Source organism: Paenibacillus sp. TAB_01 (assembly GCF_043945595.1).
Lineage (GTDB): Bacteria > Bacillota > Bacilli > Paenibacillales > NBRC-103111 > Paenibacillus_S.
Genome location: NZ_JBIFNP010000001.1, coordinates 5,780,354 through 5,802,775, shown reverse-complemented (window position 1 = coordinate 5,802,775; position 22,422 = coordinate 5,780,354). Strand labels below are relative to the sequence as shown.

Here is a 22,422-nt window from a genome sequence, read left to right as displayed (position 1 = left end):
AATTTAAATTTGTAAAAATTTTACATAATCATCCTTTAACCGCGCCAACCATGACGCCTTTGATAAAGAACCGCTGAATAAACGGATATACCGCGATAATCGGCAGCGAGGCCAGGAAAATGGAAGCGGTACGGATCGAAAGCGAGGAAACCTCGCTCATGGCCGACAGATCGCCCATCAGCGCCGCCATTTCCATCTGAATGACCATATCCCGCAGGAACAGCTGCAGCACCTTCAGGTCGGCGGAATTCGTATAAATGACCGCATCCATAAAGGCGTTCCAATGAAACACGGCAATGAACAGCCCGATGGTCATTATGGCCGGAAGCGACAGGGGCAAATATATTTTCGCAAAGATGGAAATATCGTTCGCACCGTCGATTTTGGCCGATTCCTCCAGACTGTCCGGAACGTTCTCGAAGAACGTGCGCAGCAGAATAACGTTCCATGTGCTGATGGCGGTAGGGATAATCAGGGCCCAGATCGTATCGATCAGCCCGGTCGCTTTGACAATGAGGAAGGTAGGCACAATCCCGCCGTTGAACATCATCGTAATGATGATGTAGATCATGAACGCTTTGCGTCCGGGCAAATACCGTTTGGACAACGCATAGGCGACGGTCAGCTGCAGCAGCAGATTCACGGCGAGTCCCAGCACTGTCCGCGTTACGGTCACAAGAAAAGAATGCAGAAACTGGGCGTTATCGAAAATTAACGCGTAGGCTTTGAGGTTAAAGCCTTTCGGTACCAGCATCAGCTCCCCTTCCCGGATTAAATTGGAGTCGCTGACCGAGGCCAGCATAACGTAATAGAACGGAAGAAAGGTCAGAATCGCGAATACGATGAGTACGGCGCCGATCCAGACGGCTGCCGAAAGCTTGAGTCTCATAGCGGCGGCTCCTTTCATGAGTTAAATGGGAAATCATCAGATAGCTTTCATTCATTGACAGCATCGTCTTACCAGAGCGAAACCTCGCTGTATTTTTTGGCGAGCCGGTTCGTGCTCCAGATGAGAATGAAGCCGATGACCGACTGGAACAGGCCGATGGCCGCCGTAATGCTGAATTGGGCGCTCTGCAGGCCGACCCGGTAAATATAGGTGCTCAGCACATCGCCGACGTCATAGACCGACGGGTTATACAGGATATAGATCTGCTCGAAGCCGACGTCCAGCAGGTAGCCGATCTTAAGAATCAGCATAATGAGAATCGTGTTACGTATCCCCGGCAGCGTGATGTAGACCAGCTTCTGCCACCGGCTCGCACCGTCGATGGTGGCCGCTTCGTACTGCTCCGTATCGAGGGAGCTGAGCGCCGCCAAATAGATGATCGCCCCCCAGCCGGATTCCTTCAGAATAGAGGAAAGGACGACGACCGGACGGAAATATTCCGACTTGCTCAGGAAGAATACGGGCTCCATTCCGAAAGAACGCAGTACATTGTTGACCAGGCCTTCATTCGGAGACAGCAGCTGAATAATGATGCCTCCGAAGACGACCCAGGAGAGGAAATGGGGGAAATAAACGACCGTTTGAATCGTTCGCTTAAACAGCACGCTCTTCATTTCATTCAGCAGCAGCGCCAGAATGACGGGCACCGGAAACGCAAACAGCAGCTCGTACAAATTAATGACCAGCGTATTGCGTACGATGGAATAGAAATCCTGGTTGCTGAACAAGAACTCGAAATGCTTGAGTCCGACCCAGGGGCTGCCCCAGATGCCCTTGGAAAAGTTGTAATCCTTGAAAGCGATCAGTACCCCGTACATCGGCAAGTACCGGAAAATAAAATACCACAGCAAGCCTGGAAGCAGGAGCGCGTACAAATATTTGTGCTTGCCTGCACTGTGCCATAGGGACGCCAGGGGCTTGCTCCGGGTCCGTTTCAGCGCGGGGCTTTGCGTTTCTGTCAAAGCTTTCATGCGTAACTCTCCTCCCTATCGGATGTTGGCTTCAGTATAGAGCCGCATCTTCGGCAGGGAAATGGATAAAATGCGGGATAGTGTACATAATTCTAGCTTCGGCTTGGATAAATTTTTGACTCAAAGAAATATACCTTATCCGGCATGTGTAAAATGTTATAATCATGCCATGAGAGCGTTTACTTTATACAGAATACGTACAATTAAGGGGGAAGCGAATGAGCCTGAATGGCCTGAAGCTGCCAAGACAAAAGCTGATGCTGCTGGCGATGGTCGTTCTGTTTATGGCGGTGCTCTCGTATGCCGTCAACCTTTTGAAAATGCATCGCGATACTTCGGAACGGTTTGCGGAATCGTTCCAAAGCACGCACGAGAATGTAGTATCCCTTTCCTTTATGCTGGAGAAGCAAGTCCAATCGATCTATTATCAGCTCACGCTGGATAAGGTGCTTGGAGAATGGCTGTCCCAGCCGAAACCTCTGATCTCCAATATGTACATGCTTGGCGAGGTGCAGGACAATTCCCTCAAAATCATTAACAGCAATCCGATGATCGTCTCCGTCTATATCTACAGTAAAGTCAACCGCACCGTGCTTGCGTCCAATCATGAATTTACGACGCTGGACCAATTCCCCGAGAAGGAGCTTTTCACCGAATTTAACGAGAAGAACGGCCATTGGGTCGGCAAGAGAGAAGAAAAGGCAGGCTATTTCCACAAAAAGGATATTATTACGTTCGTCGGTCCGCTTGGGGACAGAGGCCTCGCAGCCATCAACATTGACGAACGCAAGCTGTTCGATGCGACACCTGACAGCTTCGGTATGGTTCTGAGCGGCAAGGACGGACGGGTGCTGGCCACCCGTGAAGGCAAAGACGCGAACGGCAGCATATTGTCGCTGGAGCATCTTCCTTCGGCGAGCTTGGCTGCCGGCCAGCCGTTCCGCTGGGAGAAGTACTATGTGACGGCTTCTGGGCAAACCGACGGCGAGTGGAATATTCTTTCGTACACTCCGCAGATCGAACTGTCCGCCTCCTGGAAGCAGCGCAGAAATCTGCTCGTTGTGCTGACCTGCGTACTGATGGGATTAACGTATTTGATCTACAGCTCTATGCGGAGGCTGTATGTGCAGCCTATGGAGCGGCTGGAGCTTTCATTTAATAGAAACCTTGAGGATATGAAGCATCAATTCGTTCTGAATGTCATGAGCGGCAAGCTGAAGGAGCCGGATATCCGGGATAAGATGTCGGAGATGGGGCTTCGTTTTCCTTCCGGGCGGTTTAGGGTGATCCTCTTTCAGATTGACGATTTCTATAATTATTTGCTCAGCATGAAGCAGGAAGAACGCTATTTTATGGATAAAACCGTCTATAACGCGATCAAATGGACGTTTATGACATCGTATCCCTGCTATGCGGTCAAGGCGGAGCTGGAAAAAATCGCGATTCTCGTTGCCGAGCCCGAAGGCATGGAAGGGGAGGCCACGATGAAGGAGCTGGAAGGCACGGTCCGGTATTTGCAAAAGGAGATTTACGACAGCTGCAGCCTGACCATCTGTGCAGGCATCAGCCGCATCCATGAAGGCATGAATCAGGTCCACTGCGGTTATTATGAGGCGCTTCAGGCCGTGGGCTTCAAGACCATTTACGGCAAGCACAGCATCATTCACTACGGGGACATTGCCGCACGAAGGACGGACGATTCCGCGGGCGGAGCAGCCTCCGCCGATATCGGCAAATGGTGCCAGCTGCTTAGGGAAGGGCAGACCGAGTCGTTCGAGGCGCATTTAAGGGAAGGCGTCGATCGGCTTGTCAATGAAGAACGGTTTTCGCTGGACCGGTTGAATGCATTCTTCTCCAACGTTTTATATGGCATGGTCAAGACGGCGCTTGCGCAAAGGCTGGACATGTCCGAAATCGTTCAGGAAGATTTATTTATGAAAATGTACGGCTACGAGTTTCTTCAGGACAAAACGGATTACGTGCTGCAGGTGGCCGGGAAAATATCCGCCTGCCTCGCTTCGCGCAAAGGATCCAACAACAAGACGCTGCAGCTGATCGTCGACTATATACACGCGAACTATGACAAGTCGATTTCGCTGACGACGATTTCCGATTCGTTAGGCGTCAATGCTTCGTATATCAGTACTTTAATGAAGCACGAGTTCGGATGCGGCTTTGTGGAATATTTAAACCAGCTTCGCATCAAGAAAGCCCAGCAGCTGCTGGAGGACCCGAGCCTTGCCATCAAGCATATTTCCGAGATGTGCGGTTACGAAACCGTGCACTCGTTCATTCGCAATTTCAAAAAGCTCCATTTGTTCACGCCAAGCGAATACCGCAGCAAAGCGATGGCCAAACGCAATGTATAAAAACTCCAGGCGGGAAATGAACACGCCGGTTTCAAAGATTTCTACACAACCCGAAGGAATGTCCATTGCGATTTTTTCCGCACCAAGAAACAATGGGGTTACATTCGCCGGAAGCGGGCGGATGCATCCTAAGCTAACGGAGGAGGAAGTCGTATGCAAAAGAAAAGGGGCTCATGGGCGGTACCCCCGGCGCTTCTGGTTCTGTCAGCCTGCCTGGTGACGGCGGGCTGCAGCGGGACGAAAGCGGGTGAGGCGGGAACGGGCCAGGGAGCCGGCCAGGCGAACGGGGCGAAGACGGAGGCCTACAAATTCAAAGTCATGTTTGACTATAATGTCGATCCGAAGGGGATGTCTTTGACGGATAACGAGTACATCCGCTTTCTGAAAGAGAAGACAGGCGTCGAGGTCGTGCTCGATTCTCCTGGGACCGCCGGGTATGTCGACAAGCTGAATGTACTGATGGCCTCGGGCAGCTATCCGGACGCTTTTGCCGTCAGCGACCGTGATTTGATTATGAAGTACGCCAAAGACGACTTGTTGACGGATTTGACGCCCTACATTAACGATACGGCCAAATATCCGAATATCAAAAAGGTGATGCCCGCGGATTCCTGGCTTCCTGTGACCGAGAAAGGGAAAGTGTTCGCATTCCCTTACAGCCGCCCGGATGGCCTAAGCCAGGTCGTCTACGTCAATAAGCAGTGGCTGGATAAGCTGCAGCTGCCCGTTCCGAAAACAATCGACGACTTTTATCAAGTAATGAAAGCCTTTACCTTGAACGATCCGGACGGCAACGGCAAGAACGATACGTTCGGCCTGCTGACGACGAACAGCGTAGACAACGGCGCTCGGGTGTTCAAGGCGGCTTTTAATGCGGAAGCCTACTCCTTGCGGGACGGCAAAGTGACCCCGCCGGAAATTACGCCGGAATACAAAGAATTTCTGAAGTTTATGAACAAGCTGGTGAACGAGAAAATACTCGATCCCGAATTTCCGACCGTGACGTCGCCGATTTTCCAGCAGAAATTCAAGTCGCTGAAATACGGCGTCATCTCCGGCTTCTGGCATTATCCTTCCGGCTTGGAGATTCCGAAGGAGGTCATGAGCCAGTACATTGCGGTGCCGCTGCCGCTGCAGCCGGACGGCCAGCCGGCGAGCTTTTCCTATCCCAGCTTGAACCGGCACTATGTGGCGATTCCGAAGACGACGAAAAATATCGATCAGCTGATGAAATTTCTCGATTGGGCCGTCTCGCCGGAAGGAATGAAATATTCTTTCCTGGGGGTACCGGATTTTAACTACAAGGAAACGAACGGACAGATTGAACTGACGCAGCAGCAGCTGGCGCCGATCCACTGGTCGTTCTCGCTGGTGCGGAACCGGGCAATTGACGGATGACGTGAAGAAATACATCGGACTAGTTTATCCGAAGGAGGCCGTGGACAATCTTGAGCTGGCGGCCAAGATCGGCAAGCCCGATCTGCTGCGTGCCGCACTGCCGTATTATCCGGAGCTTTCCGGCTTCAATCTGGCCAAGATTACGAGTGAATACACAACCAAGGCCATTCTGGGGAACGCCGATGTGGACAAAACATGGGATGAATATGTCAATCGGTTTAAATCTTCAGGGGGAGATAAGGCTATAGCGTTCTGGACGAACTGGTATAACACGGAAGGCAAAACCGTTTTGAAATAAGGCTCAGTTCACTTTTAAGGAGGATAAGAACAATGACAAGTTCAACAAAGCAAATCAAGCTGGAGAAGGTGCTGGAATTTTCCGTCGGACAAAACCTCGGGCAGCTGCGGGCGATTCCCGTTGCATTGGGTGATGAGCGCAAGGCTTTCCTCGCCGTCTATGCTGCTGATTTTGATGTGGACCCCTCGGTCAACATGTTTTTCTATCCGACGGATACGCTGAAAATGATGCTGTTTACCGAAGACGGTGAAGTGCTGTGGAAGCGGGAGCTAGGCAAGACGGTCGTGCCGGGCATCTGGTTCTGCCCGGTCTATCCGTTCGACCTGGACGGTGACGGGGTCGACGAGCTGTGGTTCGTGAACAACCTGAACGAACAGCATCCGTTTGCCGTCCCGTTCTACCGGCTGGAGCGGCTCGATGCGAGAACGGGAGAGACGACCGGCCAATGGCCTTGGCCGCATGACGGCGGCAAGGAGCAGCCGCTCAGCTGCACGTTCCGCAACTTCATCGTCGGCGGCTATGCGAACGGCGAGCCGGTGCTGGTGACGGCGCAGGGCACCTACTGGAGCATGTACCTGCAGGGCTGGAAGCCGGATATGACGTCCCGCTGGGAGCATATCATCCGCAAGGAAGACCCGGGGGCCCGGGGCAGCCACGTGACGCCGGTGATCGATCTGAACGGCGACGGGGTCGATGAGCTGATGTGGGGCGAACGGTGCATCGAGCTGGATACGGGCCAAGAGCTGTTCTGCGCCGACAGGGACGTTTACGCGGGGCATTCCGATGTCGTCCAGCCGATATTGAACCGGAAGCATGACCGCTGGTCGCTGTTTACCGTGCGCGAGTCCGATCCCGCCGCTACGCCGCGTGTGGTGATGTTTGACGAACAGGGCCGCCGCAAATGGGGCGATGTGGATCAGGGCCACATGGATATCGGCTGGGCCGCCCGCCTGCAGGACGACCGGAGCCATGTGACGATGGCGATCCGGATCGGTGCCAAGACCTGCGGCCCGGACGGCCGCTTCCATCAGAACATGGATGAGTTCATCTACGATGCCGAGACGGGGCAGCCGTATAAGCTGCCCTTCCAGGTGTACCGCACGATTCCCGTCGATCTGAACGGCGACGGCTATCACGAGCTGGTGCGCGGCATGCCGGCCGGAGACGGTGAAGTGTTCGACCGCCACGGCGTCTCGTACGGCAGTGTCGGCGGCACTGTCGCGATGGCGTCGAAGCTGCTCGATCTGCCCGGAGAGCAGATCCTGTCCTTCAAGCCGGACGGCACGGTGACCATCTGGGCGGAACCGGAACGCCGAGGACGGCCCGAGGCGCTGGAGCGGTACAGCCATCCGTACTACAAGGCGTGCCAGCGGCTGTACGCGATCGGCTACAATCTGTACATTGTAGCCGGGCTGTAAACCATTGAAGCAGGGAGCGTCTTCTGCGCTGCGTCAGCCCAAGCTGCTGAAGTAAGGGGCGGAGGCGCTCTTTTGCTTGAATCGGCCCATTCGTTTGGAGAACAGTCTGCCTTATTTCTTCAGCACTATTTCCTTTTATCTCCAATGGAGCTATCATAGAGTCGTGCCTATACGACGGCAGCTTCTGAATTGGAGGGGAACGAGCATGCTGAGATTAAAAGGAAATGCAAGAGGCTGTCTCATCTATGAACCTATGTTTATTTTGCCGTACAGCTTGTTCGTTACATATGCAACCGTTTACATGCTGGAGCTTGGCGTCACGGAACGCCAGATCGGTTTGATTACCTCGCTCGGGCTCGTGCTGCAAATCGGCACGTCGCTGATCAGCGGACATTTGACGGACCGGCTGGGCCGGAGAAAAGCGCTGCTGCTGTACGATTTGTTCAGCTGGAGCCTGGCCACTCTACTGTGGCTTGTCGCGGATAATGTCTGGTTTTTCGTCGCGGCCGCCGTCATCAACAGCTTCCAGAAGGTTCCCCATACCGCCTGGATATGTCTTCTCGTAGAGGATACCCAGCCGAAGGAAAGGGCGACGGTGTTCACGGTGCTGCAGTTTATCAGCGTAGTCAGCGGCCTGTTCGCTCCGCTCGGCGGGCTGCTCGTCAGTCATTATACGCTTGTGCCTGCGGTGAGGATCATGTACGGCATGGCTTTTATCAGCATGACGCTTATGTTTATCGGACGTCATTTTGCCACACATGAAACGGAAATAGGCCTGCGGATCCGTCAGGAGAAGAAGGCGCTCCAATGGTCGCTCTTAATGAAGGATTCCTGGAGCGCGGTTCGGCAGATTGTTTCCAATCAACCGCTGCTGTGGATGCTGGGCGTCTATATTTTGTATCAATTCCAGCTGACCATGAGCTCGACGTACTTGTCGATTTATTTAATCCGCTACTTATCGTTTGGCGAGTCGTTCATCGCCTGGTTCCCGGCGGTCACCTCGGCAGCCACCCTGCTGCTGATGGTCTTCGTGATTCCCCGGCTGAATCCGAACCGATCGGGGGCGTTTATGTTGACAGGCCTGCTGGCCTGCCTGGCGGCAAACACGCTGATTATTTTTGCTGTGCCCGGCAATGTATTTCATATCGTGCTGAGCACGATGCTTGCGGCTGCCGGAAGCATTCTCGTTTATCCGTATATGGAGGCGGCGGTGCAGAACGCGATCGAGGGCGAGCAGCGCGCGCACCTGTTCTCGATTGTATCCGTCCTCATTCTGGCCTGCATTTCCCCTGCAGGGCTGATCGGAGGCTGGGCTTATTCGGTCGACCCGCGCCTGCCGTTCGTGCTGATCGCCGCGGCTTTTGTAGCCAGCACAGCGCTGCTGCTGGTCTCGCTGCGAATGGAACGGAAACGGCAGCGGCTTGAAGCGGGAACGCCCGCGTAAATCTACACGAGCCGCAGGCCGGCCGTGCCCGGTCATCTAATTCTCATCCCAATCGCGGATTTCAACAGCGGGCTGGAGGAAGATATCTGACCGGATATCACACAAATTTAGAAGTTTCTAGACAGTAAAACCTGGCGATTGGCGGCCAGGTTTTATTTAGCAGCCTCCCGCCTCGCAGCCTTTTATAGTAATAAAGTAATAGAAAGTGTACGATAGTTTATCAATTTTTCTTTATAAATACGGGACGTAATTGTAACAAAAGGGGGAAAGACAGTATAATAAAATAGTAAAAAAGTTGTATATTTTCATCGAAATCGAGCCGGAAATGTCTAATCGCGACATTACATGTCAATAGGTGGAATATGTAATTTCCACCTCATGGTAATATATTTTTTAATTGTCCACAGTTCAATTATGGATGCAGAGCCCTAACCTCTTAGCGATGCTAAGAGGTTTCTCATGCGCAGCTCTGCCACCCCTGTCTCATTGCAAATTAGCTTGGCCGCAATCATGCTGAACAACAACCGTATCTCCTCTGAGGACATGGCGTTCTTCACGTCTGTAATCCATTTATTTACAATCCGGAGTTTTTTATTGAGAGGGGTGATTGAAGCGAAGAGGCTCGTTAAAAGGAACGGATGCGAGCCTTGTATGCAATAATACAAATTCGGAGCTTAGTCGATGAAATGGCAGGAGCCGGGCGACCGAACAGGCCGCTTTGATCCTGACGAGAGGAGAACGGAGGTGTTAAGCAGGCAATGCTGAAGCAAAAGACAAGCACACTGCTTGTCGTTCTTATGATGCTGCTGCAGCTGCTGAATGCATTTGGATGCAGTCCGCAGGCCTATGCAGCTGCGATTTCCAGCAGTATCATTGACAGCGTGTCTATGGCGGTCTACGACAAGTCAGGCCATGTTGTCACAGAGAATGTTTACGAGCAGGGTTCCAAGGTGCAGTTGGATTATACATGGTCTCTGCCGAACGGACATGGATACAAGAACGGGGATACGTATACGTTCAAGCTGCCCGAGGAGTTCAAGTTTTACAATGACATTCCCGAGCAGCCGCTTCTATCCAACGGGGGAGCTATCGGAAAATTCACTGTTTACAAGGATACGCATGAGGTTGTCATGACGCTGGAGACGATCGAGAATTTATCGGATGTTCGGGGAACGCTGACCTTTCAAACGCTTTTTGACACTCAAGTCATTCAAGGCAGCACGACGCAGGTGATCAAAATTCCCGTTCGTTCCGGCGATCAAATCTTTACGCTTCACTTTAAGCCGAATGTGGCGTCGACCATAGGCAAAAACGGTACGCCGAACGGTTATAACGCGAAGAGTATCGATTGGACTGTAGATGTGAACAAAGAGCTGGCGGCCGTTCAGAATGCCGTCGTTACCGATCCGATTCCAGCGGGATTGGACGTTCCCGTTACCGTTGCGGTCTATGATCTGGATGTAAATCTGGACGGTACCGTAGTCAAGGGAGCGCCGGTCGACAGCACCCATTATACGGTGAGCACGGCAGGCGGTGTCCTGAAGCTGAATTTTACGGAAAGTCCTATACGTACGGCTTACCGGATTCAATTCACGACCCCGATCACGGATATGAACAAGACCTCTTTCGTTAACAAGGCTTCGTTTGAGGGCACCAACCGGTCGTCTGTGAATGCATCGGCGACGGTTAACGTACAGCGCGGAACGGCTCTGGATAAATCGGCAGCCAAGTATGATTCCTCCACGCAAACGGTAGATTGGGAAATCAAGTACAACTATAACGAAAAAACGATTGCTCAGGCCGAGGCTTACGTAACGGATTTGTTCAACGATTCACAGGAGCTGGTTGCCAATTCCATCCATGTCTACGAGGTAACGATCAATTCGAGCGGGACGGAAACGCTTGGAGCGGAGCTGCCCGCAGCTGATTACACGGTGACTCCGGAGACGGCCTCCGGCCAAACCGGCTTTAAGCTTCAATTTCATCAGGATGTTATAGCTCCTTATAAAATCAAGTACCAGACGAAAGCCGTCTCGCGCGTGACGAACGGTACAACGATTACCAATAAGGTAACCTCCGGAAGCGGAAGCAGCAAGACGGTTACCCAAAATATAAACCAAGTGGTCATTACCAAAAGCGTCGGAACGGTGGATTATGCCGCCAAGACAGTAGCCTGGAGCATTTCGGTAAACCAGGACAAGCATTTGATGAGCAATGTGGTCGTAACGGATACGTTTCCTAACCAAGGCCTTCGCCTCCAACCCGGGACGATAGCCGTAAAGGAAGGAAGCAGTCCGATGAGCCCATCGGATTACGTGATCGACAGCACGGTGCCGGGGGATCAAGGTTTTACCATTACGTTTAACAAAGTATTGAACGGTCCTGTCACGATCAGCTACAAAACGGATTTTAACATGGACTGGCTCATCAATAACGCGACGAGTTTCGTTAACAACGCTGCTTTGGATTGGATAGACGATGCCTCGGCTGCGCAAACGAAGAGTGTATCCGCGACATTTGATCCCCGCAGCGAGGCGAAGAACAACGGATTTAAAAACGGAAGCTATGACGCTTCAAAGAAGCAGCTTACTTGGACGGTTGGCGTGAATTATAACGGCAAGCCGCTTGCCGGGGCCCTCGTTGAAGATACGCTGCAGGCCGGTCAGAAGCTGGTCGATAATTCTCTTGCTGTGTACAATATGGTCATTGCGGCCAATGGCAATCCTTCGCAAGGAACGGTCGTCGACAGCACTTATTACAGTTATACGGTTGACAATGACAATAAGCTGACCGTTACCTTTTTGAAGCCGATTGCCTCTCCCTATCACATTATTTTCAAAACAAGTCTTGATGGAAGACTCATTGACAGTAGCGTAAGCAATACGGCCGCCGTATTCGACGGAGCTGTACCTGTATCCAAAAATTTAACCGCCACGGTGAGCATTCCTAATGGCGGGGAATATGTAAGCAAGAACGGCAAACAGAACGGCGACAAGCTGGAATGGACAGTTCTTATCAACCGAGGGCAGTCCACGTTAGCCGATGCCCAAATAACCGATACGCCATCCGACAATCAATTGCTGCTGCCCAATACGTTCAAGCTGTATACGACCGTTGTAGTTGCTAACGGAACAGTAGCCAAAGGGGCGGAGCTGATCAAGGGTACAGACTATACGCTGCAGATTAATACGGATGATGATGGAAAGCAGAGCTTCGTCCTCAGCTTCCTGAAGCAGCTTTCGACCGCAGCTATTCTTGAGTATCAGTCTTTAATTGTGGCTAGAGACCAGGATACGATCTCCAACAAAGTCGAATTTAGCGGCAATAATACTATTACGGTCACCAAGGATAATACGAAAAGTATTGTAGTTGGCGTTACTAGCGGATCAGGTACGATTAGCGGCGTCAGGGGATCGCTGACTGTCAAGAAAGTGGACAGCGCGGACAGCCAGATGCTGCTTGGCGGAGCTGTGTTCGAGCTTTACCGCAAATCCGGCTCGGACAAGTTTCTGATCAGCACGCTGACTACCGATGCAAGCGGAGTGGTTATTTTCAAGAAGCTGCTTGCGGGGGACTACATCGTCAAGGAGACGACGGCTCCTTCCGGCTATGTGCTTGACTCCAGGGAATATCCTGTAAACATTCAAACGGCGGACGGCGTCCAGCTAACGATTTCAAATGACAAAATCGTCATACCGGCACCGCCGGCTCCAGTAGTCGGCGCGCTAGCCGTTACGAAAACGGACAGCGCGGACAGCAGCGTGCTGCTCAGCGGAGCGACCTTTGAGCTGTACAAGAAGACAGGCTCCGATCTGACGCTGATCAGCATGAAAACAACGGATGCAAGCGGAACGGCCGTCTTCGACGCCCTGCCTGTAGGGGATTATGTGGTGAAGGAAACGGCAGCGCCAGCCGGCTACATGCTGGATGCGTTGGAGCATCCGGTAACGATTCAATCGGCATCCGGCTATCAGCTAACGATTTCGAATGACAAAATACCGGCACCGCCGGCCCCGGTCGTCGGCGCGCTAACCGTTACGAAGACGGATAGCGCGGACAGCAGCGTACTGCTCAGCGGAGCGACTTTTGAGCTGTACAAGAAGACAGGCTCCGATCTGACGCTGCTTAGTACGAAAACGACGGATGCGACCGGGACAGCCGTCTTCAATGCCCTGCCTGCAGGGGATTATGTGGTGAAGGAAACGGCAGCGCCAGCCGGCTACATGCTGGATGCGTTGGAGCATCCGGTAACGATTCAATCGGCATCCGGCTATCAGCTAACGATTTCGAATGACAAAATACCGACACCGCCGGCCCCGGTCGTCGGCGCGCTAACCGTTACGAAGACGGATAGCGCGGACAGCAGCGTACTGCTCAGCGGAGCGACTTTTGAGCTGTACAAGAAGACAGGCTCCGATCTGACGCTGCTCAGTATGAAAACGACGGATGCGAGCGGAACGGCCGTCTTCGACGCCCTGCCCACAGGGGATTATGCGGTTAAGGAAACGGCAGCGCCAGCCGGCTACATGCTGGATGCGTTGGAGCATCCGGTAACGATTCAATCGGCGGCCGGTTACCAGTTAACCGTGGTAAACGCGAAGGTCGTTACGCCGCCCCCGCCGGCTCCGATCACAGGAACATTGACCGTGAAAAAGGTCAATGCAGCCCAAACCGACCAGCTGCTCAGCGGGGCAACCTTTGAGCTGTATCAAAAAGCGGGAACGGACTTAATCCTGCTCGGGACGAAAACGACGGATGCGAGTGGAACGGTCGTTTTTGATTCGCTGCCTGTGGGAGATTATGTAGTAAAAGAAACGGCAGCGCCGGCTGGCTATCTGCTGGATACAAAGGAATATCCGGTTACGATTGCGTCGGCCGCCGGCATTCAGTTGACAGTAGTTAATAAGCAAAAATCTGGATCTGGGTCGGGGTCGGGATCGACGCCAACACCAACGCCGACACCGACACCAGTACCGACGCCAACACCAACACCGACACCGACACCGGCGCCAACACCGACACCAGCACCAGAGCCGTCACCAACGCCAGCATCAGCACCAGAGCCAGTACCAACACAGGTGCCGGCAGCGGATGAGAAGACGACGGAGCAGGATATTCCGATTGACGGCAGCATAAATGTGCCTCTTGGAGGATTATCCGTCATTAACAAGCAGCCGGAGAACGGGACGGCTACGATCGATCCTGACGGGCATTGGACCTATACGCCTAATCCGGGCTTTGTCGGAACGGATCAAATTACCGTGGTGATCAAGGATGAGGATGGCAATGAGTCGGATCTATTGATTAACGTGGATGTTCGAAAGGTACCCCTTGGCAGCGGCAGCTCGCCAAATAAGGGGAATGCAGGAGAAATGCTTCCGAAGACAGGAGAAGCAAGCCATACTGTTGTAGAGCTGTCCGGTCTTTTCTTGATCCTTTTGGGATTGGCCTTACATCGGAAATTTACGAAGAAGGCATAGCTGTTTGATCTTATTTTCACAAGTCTGTCGGCCGGCGGCCGGCAGATTTTTTTTCCACAATAAGCAGCCGCTTGGTTTGCGGGAGGAGGGCCGGATGATAAAAAAAATTGTGCCGATGCTATGTATATTCCTCGGGATTCTCGTACTTCTTTATCCTACGCTTAACGACCGTTATGAGAGCTACCGGCAGCAGAAAATAATGAAGCAGTGGACGGAGAATCTGAAGCAGATCGATACGGCGCCTGAGATGGCTGCAGCCAATCTTTCGCCGGCTGCAGCCGTTCCCCTCTCGACAAACGCGGGAGCGGTTGAATTGGGCCCGCAGCTGTTGAGAGCCGAGACAGAGCCGCCGCAGGAGCCAACGCAGGGCCAGACGCAGGGCCAGACGCAGCAATCCGCGCTGCCGGGTCATGTCGAAGGTGTTTTAATCATCGATAAGATTCGGCTGAAGCTGCCTATCTTGACGGATGCTACTGTGGACAATCTGAAGCTGTCTGTTGCCAGCATCGCCAACACGGGCAAAGCAGGGGCCGTTGGAAATTATGCCATTGCCGGTCATCGAAATTTGACCTACGGAAAAAACTTCAATAGGCTGGATGAAGTCGAAATAGGAGATCGGATCGAGGTAGACACGGGGACGCAGCAGTATTGGTATCAGGTTCAGGAGAAGCTGTATGTGCTGCCGGAAGAAGTATGGGTTCTGAAGGGAAACGGCAGGGACAAGGAAATTACGCTGATCACATGCCATCCTATGCAAAATCCTACACACCGTCTCGTCATTAAGGGTAAACTAGTAGAAAAGTAATAAAATCTATTCAATTAAAAGGGCATATGCTATAATACGTCTATAAAAAAATATAATTTCGGTGCTTTCAACCGATAAAGGCAAATTCAGTGAAAGCTGAAGACGCAAAGCTATAGGGCCTTCCTTAGTCAGCAGTGACTAAGATGGCAGCCAGTTACCGAAAGGGGAGCTTTTTTATGTTTAAAAAAGTGCTCGCAATGTCCTTATTTGCGGTTCTTTTGTTTTTGTCGCCAATTCAAAATTTAGGAGCCTCTGCATCCGCAGCGTTTTCGCTGGATAAAAGTGTTCTGGATAAAGGAATCATTACGGTTAACGGTCCGCAAAGCGATGGAGTCCAAACTATAGTCCGCATCTCGAAAGACGATGCCCATTATGACTACCGTTTTATCAATGGGGCGCATTACCCGCTGCAATTAGGCAACGGCACCTATACGGTTATGGTCGCTGAGCTGATAGCGGATAACAAATATAAAGTGGTTACGAAAGAAAATGTAGAGCTGCGGCTAGCGGATGAAAATGCCGTGTATCTGCAATCCATCTCGCTCATCGACTGGAACGGCGGCACGAAAGCTGTTGGCGAGGCAGCGAAGCTGACGAATGAAAGCATGACGGACATGGAAAAAGTGACCGCAATTTACACTTACATTACTCAAACGATCAAGTATGATGATGGTAAAGCACAAAGCGTCAGCAATGACTATATTCCAAACCTGGATGCCGTTTACGATGCATCTGCCGGTATCTGCTACGATTACGCCGCCACCTTGGCAGCTATGGCCCGAAGCTTAAACATTCCGACGCGCTTGGTTATGGGCTATGAGGCCAGCGCCCCTGAAACCTATCACGCATGGAATCAGGTTTATTTAAAAGACAGCGGCACATGGGTGACGGTAGATCCGACATATGACGCAGCACGCGTGCAAAACGGCGAGCAGCCCCCGATCCTGAAGTGACCCGGCGAATTATACGATCACGCAAGTATATTAATTAATAGGATGCGCATCACATCCAAATTTTGAAGAAGGGGCTGTCCCAAAAGTAAATTTGGAGACACCCTCTGGAACAAAATAAGATGACATTCGAAAAAACCAAGGAGCTATGCGATCTGTTCTCGCTTAGCTCCTTGGTTTTTGGTATCTATTGCAGCTTTCTTAAGTAGATTGTGGGCAAGGGAAAGCCACCCGACCTCCAGACTTACTTTTGGTAAGCCACGAAGCAGAAATCTTCTAAATCCTCGGTTGTTTTTCATATCACCAAACACAGGCTCCGGCTCGATCATGCGCCTCACTGCCAGGGCATAACCCTCTTCACTGCGGAGCTTTTGCCTTGCTTGGCCCTTTAGCCGCAAATACTTCATGCTGACTTTGATCTCACGGTTACCTTGGGCCTTCGTACACTGTGGTTTCAGCGGGCATTCCTCACAGCTGGTGCTTCGGTAATGCCTGTGTTCGATTTCATACCCACTTTCTTTTTTTTCCTTACTTACCCTACGAAAATGGAGCGGTTGTCCGGCTGCGCATGTCCACGTGTCTTGCTCGCTGTTGTAGGTCCAGTTGTCGATCTTACTGATGTCCTTTTGCCATGCCTTGCTTTTTTCGCGATGGTACGTGCTGTACTTTACAATGGCTTCGACTTTGTTCTGCTCCAAATAGTCATAATTCTCCTCACCGCCATAGCCCGCATCAGCGATGACGGTGTGTGGCAGCTTGCCGAACTGTGATTTTATTTTCTCCAGATGAGGGATGAGGCAGCGCGTATCGGTCGGCCGCTGGTGAACGCTGTAGCCGAGAATGAATTGATTTTCAGTGCCAATCTGTACGTTGTAACCCGGCTTGAGCTGGCCATTTCGCATGTGGTCTTCTTTCATTCGCATAAATGTGGCGTCATGGTCCGTTTTGCTGTAGCTGTTTCGATTTCCTAAGATGATCTCATGTGTCTCATACTTTTGGAGCCGCGGAAGCAAGTCCTTGCGGAGCGCACGCACCGCCTTCTTTAGCGGTTTATCTTTAGGCTTCTCCTGCAGGCGCTCTTCCAACTGCTTGACGGCATGTGCCAGCTTTTCACTTGTGATGGCAGATGACTCTCCCAGCTCGTGAAGATCCCTGCCCTCATGTGCTCCTTCTTCTTGCCTCTCAGCTTCTTCAATGGCGGCGAACAAGGTCTGGACTTTCTCCTGGAGCTTGGCCTTGTGCTTCACGACAGCCTTTCCCCAAACAAACGTATAGCGGTTGGCATTGGCTTCGATCTTCGTGCCGTCCACAAAGTAATGCTCCAACTGCACATAGTTCTCCTCTGCGAGGAATTGAAGAACGGCCGTAAACACAGTCTCCAGTACAGTTTTCATTCGTTCCGAACGAAAGCGGTTGATGGTACGAAAGTCCGGGCGCTGCCTGCCTGCGATCCACATAAACATGATGTTTTCACGGACAGCCTTGGCAATCTGGCGAGAGGAGTAGATGCGTTGTGTGTAGGCATAAATGATGACTTTGGTTAACATCTTGGGGTGATAGCTATCTCGTCCGCCTCCGGGGTAAGCGGCGTCGAAGATAGCGGCGTCGAGACGATTGACGGCAGTGTTTACAACGCGAACGAGGTGGTTTGCTGGAATGTCCTCTTCTAAATCCATTGGCAGGCAAAGTTGATCCATGGTATATTGAATGTACAAAAGAAACCTCTCCTTTATGTGAATGGTGGGTGGTACTTCCATTTTACCAAAGGTAGGTTTCTTTTTGTTGTACAAAATGAGAGGGCGTCCCTCAGTCATTTAATGACTTATGGGACACCCTCTTTTTTCTTATGCCGGTTAATGATGGATAAGAGCTTAAATGAGTAATAAACGATTTTACCGATTTTTGCTCTACTGTTTAATAAGAGAAGAAGATAGGATAGAACTAACGATTTTGCGGAGGTGTCAGTTATGGGAAAAAGCATAAGTGCAGCGAAAGTCATCAGGTTTCAAAAAAGATCACATCACCGGTAGAGGATATGCGTGCTTGTGGAACGGAGGTAACCGGGAAGCATGCGACCTACTCCATCTGCCGTAATCGGAGAGGCGGGCCCGGATATGATGAAATTTCATGCATCGCAGGTTTATACCGTCATGGGCTTCTGGACATCGTTGGCCAATACAACGATGTTTACAACCTATGCTGTTTATCAGGTTATCGCGGTAGGACTGAACCCAGTTCAACTGATGCTAGTAGGAACGGTTCTGGAAGTAACCGTACTTTTATTTGAAGGCATCGCGGGAGTGATAGCCGACACGTACAGCCGCAGGCTGTCGGTTCTCATTGGCACATTCGTGTTGGGCTTCGGCTTTTTGCTGGAAGGCAGTGTGATCTGGCTGGCGCAGGCGGTTCCGATCCTATCGGCGTTTCTCTGGCTGTTACTGTCCCAGGTGATTTTCGGCGTTGGCCACACCTTTATAAGCGGTGCGGATGCGGCCTGGGTGGTTGATGAGGCCGGCGAGGAAAACACGGGCCGTATTTTTCTAAAAGCCAAGCGCGCGGGGCTGCTGGGCACTTTGATCGGCATAGCAGTAAGTGTGTGGCTGTCGTTTCTTGAACCGAACCTTCCTTATATAGGAGGAGGGATGCTCTACCTGCTGCTTGGCATCTTTCTGCTGATTTATATGAAGGAAACCCAATTTGTCAGTGTACAGCAACAAGATGAAGCGGTTTCGCACTGGGCGAATTTAAAAGCGACGTGGGTATCGGGCACCCGGGTTATCCGGCGGCAGCCGGTGCTTTTAATGGTCTTGCTCGTCACGCTGTTTAGCGGCGCAGCCTCGGAAGGATACGACCGCTTATGGCAGGCGCATCTCATTACAGATATCGGTTTTCCGCAAAGTCCGCCCTTTTGGATCGGTCTTATCGCCGTCGTCTCAACTTTGGCGAGTTTGCTGGTCATGCGGGCGGCGGAGCGGCGGATCGATCTAAACAACGAGCGGATCGTCTTGCGCGGCATGATCCTGCTGACCGTGCTGCGGATTGCGGCTATCCTGGCGTTAGCTCTATCCCAGAGCTTTGCTTGGGCGCTTGCCGCCGTCCTTCTGTTTGAAATCGTACGCACGCTGACGAGCCCGGTATACGATACCTGGCTCAACCTGAACGTGGACGGCCGTTCGCGTGCAACGGTGCTCTCCATGATGAGCCAATCGGATGCCCTCGGACAGACAGCCGGCGAACCCTGCGTCGGATGGATCGGCCAACGTTTTTCTATACGGGCGTCCCTTGTCGCCGCCGCGGTCCTGCTGGTTCCGGTGTTAGCGGTTTACAACCGTGTGCGAACCAAGCATCAGCGTTGAGGAGATGGTGGGGGACTCCGGTGGGGCATCCTCCCCCAGAAGATACCCTCCGGAGTCGAGGTCACTGAAAAACTTACGGAGGGTACGGAAGTGTTCTGTAGAAGCGAAAGCGTTCGCCTTTGTCCCTGGATTTCAACCGCTACAAGCGGAATATAATCAGAGAAATCCAGGGACAACAGCGATCGGAAGAATATTCCGTACTCGTAGCAATGACTTTTTCAGTGGCCTCCCTGCGTCTGTGCTCATTTTTCACTTCAGAGAGGTTCGAGACAGCCCGAGCTGCCGGATGAAACCGGCAGCTTTTTAACTTTGACTGGCTTGTATACCCTTGGACGACCTGGTTCCCAAGGGGCCTGAGGGAGGTTCGCGTCAAATATTCAAGCTGGTGAATCATCCGGGATGCAAATTCGATTTTGCCCAATAACTGTTCAAATATTGCTGAATTAGACCATTTTATGGTTTAATTCAATTAAATTTGAAGAAAAATGGGGTGAATGAGCATGTTATCTCGTGATAACTCGTCAAAACACTGGTTTTCTTTGATTTTAATTGCAGTGTTCATGCTGTTTGCAACACCGACCCCCATCCCGGAGGGAGGCGCGAGCGAGTCCGCCCGGACTTCCGTTTCGCAAGGCATGGAATATTTCACGAATCAAGCTACGGTTCGCAAGCAATCCTCCGTTTCTGAAGGAATGCGCTTCGCCGCGTTTCTAACTGCACTTTCGCTTGCTATGCGCTCTCTGCTGAAGGCAGCCCCCCGAATGCTGCCGGAAACTCACCTCTCGTTTTATCCCCGAATTGCCCGTCTGTTGACGCGAATGCTTCTCACCCCTATCAAATTTACTTCGCTGTACGTATAACCTTGTCCCGCACTGTATTCCAACCTCACATCGTTTTTTCAACCGTTGATCGAGCGGTTTTATTTGAATTGCCGTTAAATTAAGGATCGTATCCAGCATGGATTATTGTTTTTTTGCAATGGCGTTGCGTGGCTTCTTTGGGCTGCATTATTTTGAAAAAAACAGCACAGCTTGTTCCGCTTGTCCAAAAGCGGCATGGCGCATTTAGCGCACCCTGGCTTCATTTTGAAAAAAATGGGGAGACAGAGGGCTTGTTTGCTTATGCCCGAAACGGGCTTGCCCTACCCAGTCCAGTCCGTGAGGACATAGAACAAGGAACAGGCGCGCAGCATGGTGCGCCAAGCTTGCTGAGAAAGAGGAACAGGAGGATCCAAGCCTATGAATATTAAAGAAAGCGATCTCCTCGGTATCGGCAAAAAATATCAGCTGCTGACCCGGAGCGGGGATAAAGTTGTGATGGTCGTCCATGATGACGGCCGCAGAGAATGCTACCACTATGACCATTACGATGCCGAGGACAGCCTTTCGATGATCACGCTGGATGATGAAGAGGCGCGTCTGGTAGCAGAAATCATCGGGGGAATGACCTATAAGCCGAAAGCTTTGGAGACGATTGAAATGGCGCTCGACGAGCTCGTCATCGAATGGTACCGGGTGGAGGCGGACTACAAGGCCGTAGGCCGGACGATCGGGGAGCTGAACGTCCGGCAAGCCTCCGGCGCTACAATCATTGCGGTTGTAGAGAAGCATTCGGGGGTCAAGCGGATTAATCCGGGGCCGGAGGTCGTTATTACGTCGGATTGCACTCTTATCGTGGCGGGCGAGAGGAGGCAGCAGAAATATTTCAAAACCATCTTAATGAATGGATGTGAATGAGCCTATGAACTATATGGTGTTTGAAATTGGCGTTGCGATTGCGCTTATCGCGCTTTCCGGCCTGCTGTCCGCCAAGCTGCTGAGGTGCTCGGTCATTCCATTCTATATCTTGGTCGGGATGGCGGTAGGCACCGCACTCCTTTGAATGGTGGCACTTCGATCTGCGGTTTATTTCTAGCGGACCGCTGATCGAGTTTCTGGGCCGCATCGGCGTCTTGTTTCTGCTCTTCTACCTGGGACTGGAGTTCTCGGTCGGCCGGCTTGTCAAGTCCGGCCGATCGATTGCGGTCGGCGGGACTCCCGCTGCTGGAGCTGCTCGTGGTTGCCGGCATTACGACGATTTCCTCCAGTGCGATCGTGGCCAAGGTGCTGGTGGATCTGAAGCGGACGGCCAATCCGGAGACGGAAATGATTCTGGGCATCATAATGTTCGAGGACGTATTCCTCGCGATTTATATCTCGGTCTTCTCCGGGCTTGTGCTCAGCCGCTCGACGTCGGTCGGGGGCATTGCGCTCTCCGCTCTTATCGCTCTGGGCTTTATGCTCTTCGTGCTGATCATCGGCCGGAAGGCTGTGCCCTTGTTGAACCGGATTTTAAATATTCGTTCCAACGAGCTGTTTATGCTCATTATTTTCGCGGGGCTTTTTATCATAGCCGGGTTCTCGGAGACGATTCACGTAGCCGAGGCGATCGGTGCGCTGCTCGTCGGTCTGGTGCTTGCCGAGACGGAGCATATGAAGAGGATCGAGCATTTGATTTTACCGTTTCGCGATTTCTTCGGAGCGATCTTTTTCTTCAGCTTCGGCCTCACGATTGATCCGTTTTCGCTGGGCGGGGCTGTCTGGCTGTCGCTGGCGGCCGTGGCACTTACCTTGATCGGCAACTTTGCGGCAGGCATGTGGGCAGGCCGGAGCGCCGGTTTGTCGGCGAAGGCTTCGGTCAATATCGGCTTGACGATCGTAGCACGCGGGGAATTCTCCATTATTATGGCGAACTTGGCCAAAGCGGGTGGCCTGCTGCCGATCATTCAGCCTTTTGCGGCATTGTATGTGCTTATATTGGCTGTCATCGGGCCTTTGCTAACGAAAGAAACCAAGCTTATCTATAACGGGCTTCATCGCGCGCTCAGGCTATTCGGAAATAAGCGGCAGGCAAAGAACATGACGGAAAAAGCGGCTTCTCAAGATCATTAACTATCATGGGGAGGAATCGATATGCGGCATGGTTCTGAAAAGCTTCGGCGGTAT

General features: G+C 52.0%; 14 protein-coding genes, 1 pseudogene and 1 riboswitch. Of the genes and pseudogenes, 12 read left to right on the top strand and 3 right to left on the bottom strand.

The annotated features are described in order from the left end of the window. Positions 1 to 28: 28 nt before the first annotated feature. Together ACHHV8_RS28205 and ACHHV8_RS28200 are read right to left on the bottom strand one after the other, a co-directional pair. Positions 29 to 889: a carbohydrate ABC transporter permease gene (locus tag ACHHV8_RS28205; protein ID WP_395162659.1), complete on the bottom strand. Its 861-nt coding sequence runs from the start codon at positions 887 to 889 to the stop codon at positions 29 to 31. Positions 890 to 957: 68 nt separating this feature from the next. After that, entirely contained in the window at positions 958 to 1,920 is a 963-nt protein-coding gene (locus ACHHV8_RS28200; protein ID WP_395162658.1) for an ABC transporter permease, read from the bottom strand. A 218-nt stretch (positions 1,921 to 2,138) separates the two neighbouring features. Here ACHHV8_RS28200 and ACHHV8_RS28195 point away from each other — a divergent pair, with 218 nt between their 5' ends. The 8 genes from ACHHV8_RS28195 (at position 2,139) to ACHHV8_RS28160 (ending at position 16,085) form a co-directional block, all read left to right on the top strand. Then, positions 2,139 to 4,289 carry a helix-turn-helix domain-containing protein gene (locus ACHHV8_RS28195; protein WP_395162657.1) on the top strand — a complete coding sequence of 717 codons (2,151 nt, stop codon included), beginning with the start codon at positions 2,139 to 2,141 and terminating at the stop codon, positions 4,287 to 4,289. Between the two features lie 153 nt (positions 4,290 to 4,442). After that, positions 4,443 to 5,687: an extracellular solute-binding protein gene (locus tag ACHHV8_RS28190; protein ID WP_395162656.1), complete on the top strand. Its 1,245-nt coding sequence runs from the start codon at positions 4,443 to 4,445 to the stop codon at positions 5,685 to 5,687. Then, entirely contained in the window at positions 5,677 to 5,985 is a 309-nt protein-coding gene (locus tag ACHHV8_RS28185) for a hypothetical protein (RefSeq protein ID WP_395163707.1), read from the top strand. Before ACHHV8_RS28190 ends, ACHHV8_RS28185 begins: the two co-directional genes overlap by 11 nt. Positions 5,986 to 6,017: 32 nt before the next feature. Continuing rightward, on the top strand, positions 6,018 to 7,403 hold the full coding sequence (locus ACHHV8_RS28180; RefSeq protein WP_395162655.1) for a hypothetical protein: 1,386 nt from the start codon (positions 6,018 to 6,020) through the stop codon (positions 7,401 to 7,403). A 205-nt stretch (positions 7,404 to 7,608) separates the two neighbouring features. Further along, positions 7,609 to 8,847: an MFS transporter gene (locus ACHHV8_RS28175; RefSeq protein ID WP_395162654.1), complete on the top strand. Its 1,239-nt coding sequence runs from the start codon at positions 7,609 to 7,611 to the stop codon at positions 8,845 to 8,847. A 758-nt stretch (positions 8,848 to 9,605) separates the two neighbouring features. Beyond that, on the top strand, positions 9,606 to 14,327 hold the full coding sequence (locus tag ACHHV8_RS28170; protein ID WP_395162653.1) for a SpaA isopeptide-forming pilin-related protein: 4,722 nt from the start codon (positions 9,606 to 9,608) through the stop codon (positions 14,325 to 14,327). 94 nt (positions 14,328 to 14,421) lie between these two features. Beyond that, entirely contained in the window at positions 14,422 to 15,132 is a 711-nt protein-coding gene (locus ACHHV8_RS28165) for a class D sortase (protein WP_395162652.1), read from the top strand. A 69-nt stretch (positions 15,133 to 15,201) separates the two neighbouring features. Further along, a riboswitch (cyclic di-GMP riboswitch) is annotated at positions 15,202 to 15,294 on the top strand. Positions 15,295 to 15,308: 14 nt separating this feature from the next. Further along, the gene (locus ACHHV8_RS28160; protein ID WP_395162651.1) at positions 15,309 to 16,085 is read left to right on the top strand and encodes a transglutaminase-like domain-containing protein; all 777 of its coding nucleotides are present in this window, start codon (positions 15,309 to 15,311) and stop codon (positions 16,083 to 16,085) included. Positions 16,086 to 16,228: 143 nt separating this feature from the next. Here ACHHV8_RS28160 and ACHHV8_RS28155 read toward each other — a convergent pair whose 3' ends face one another. Next, on the bottom strand, positions 16,229 to 17,797 hold the full coding sequence (locus ACHHV8_RS28155) for an IS1182 family transposase (protein WP_395162650.1): 1,569 nt from the start codon (positions 17,795 to 17,797) through the stop codon (positions 16,229 to 16,231). 399 nt (positions 17,798 to 18,196) lie between these two features. Here ACHHV8_RS28155 and ACHHV8_RS28150 point away from each other — a divergent pair, with 399 nt between their 5' ends. The 4 genes and pseudogenes from ACHHV8_RS28150 (at position 18,197) to ACHHV8_RS28135 (ending at position 22,368) form a co-directional block, all read left to right on the top strand. After that, on the top strand, positions 18,197 to 19,438 hold the full coding sequence (locus ACHHV8_RS28150) for an MFS transporter (protein ID WP_395162649.1): 1,242 nt from the start codon (positions 18,197 to 18,199) through the stop codon (positions 19,436 to 19,438). Positions 19,439 to 19,932: 494 nt separating this feature from the next. Then, complete coding sequence (locus tag ACHHV8_RS28145) at positions 19,933 to 20,298, top strand: hypothetical protein (protein WP_395162648.1); 366 nt, start codon at positions 19,933 to 19,935, stop codon at positions 20,296 to 20,298. A gap of 378 nt (positions 20,299 to 20,676) precedes the next feature. Next, positions 20,677 to 21,174: a cation:proton antiporter regulatory subunit gene (locus ACHHV8_RS28140; protein WP_395162647.1), complete on the top strand. Its 498-nt coding sequence runs from the start codon at positions 20,677 to 20,679 to the stop codon at positions 21,172 to 21,174. Between the two features lie 4 nt (positions 21,175 to 21,178). Beyond that, positions 21,179 to 22,368, top strand: a pseudogene (locus ACHHV8_RS28135) (cation:proton antiporter). Positions 22,369 to 22,422 lie beyond the last annotated feature (54 nt).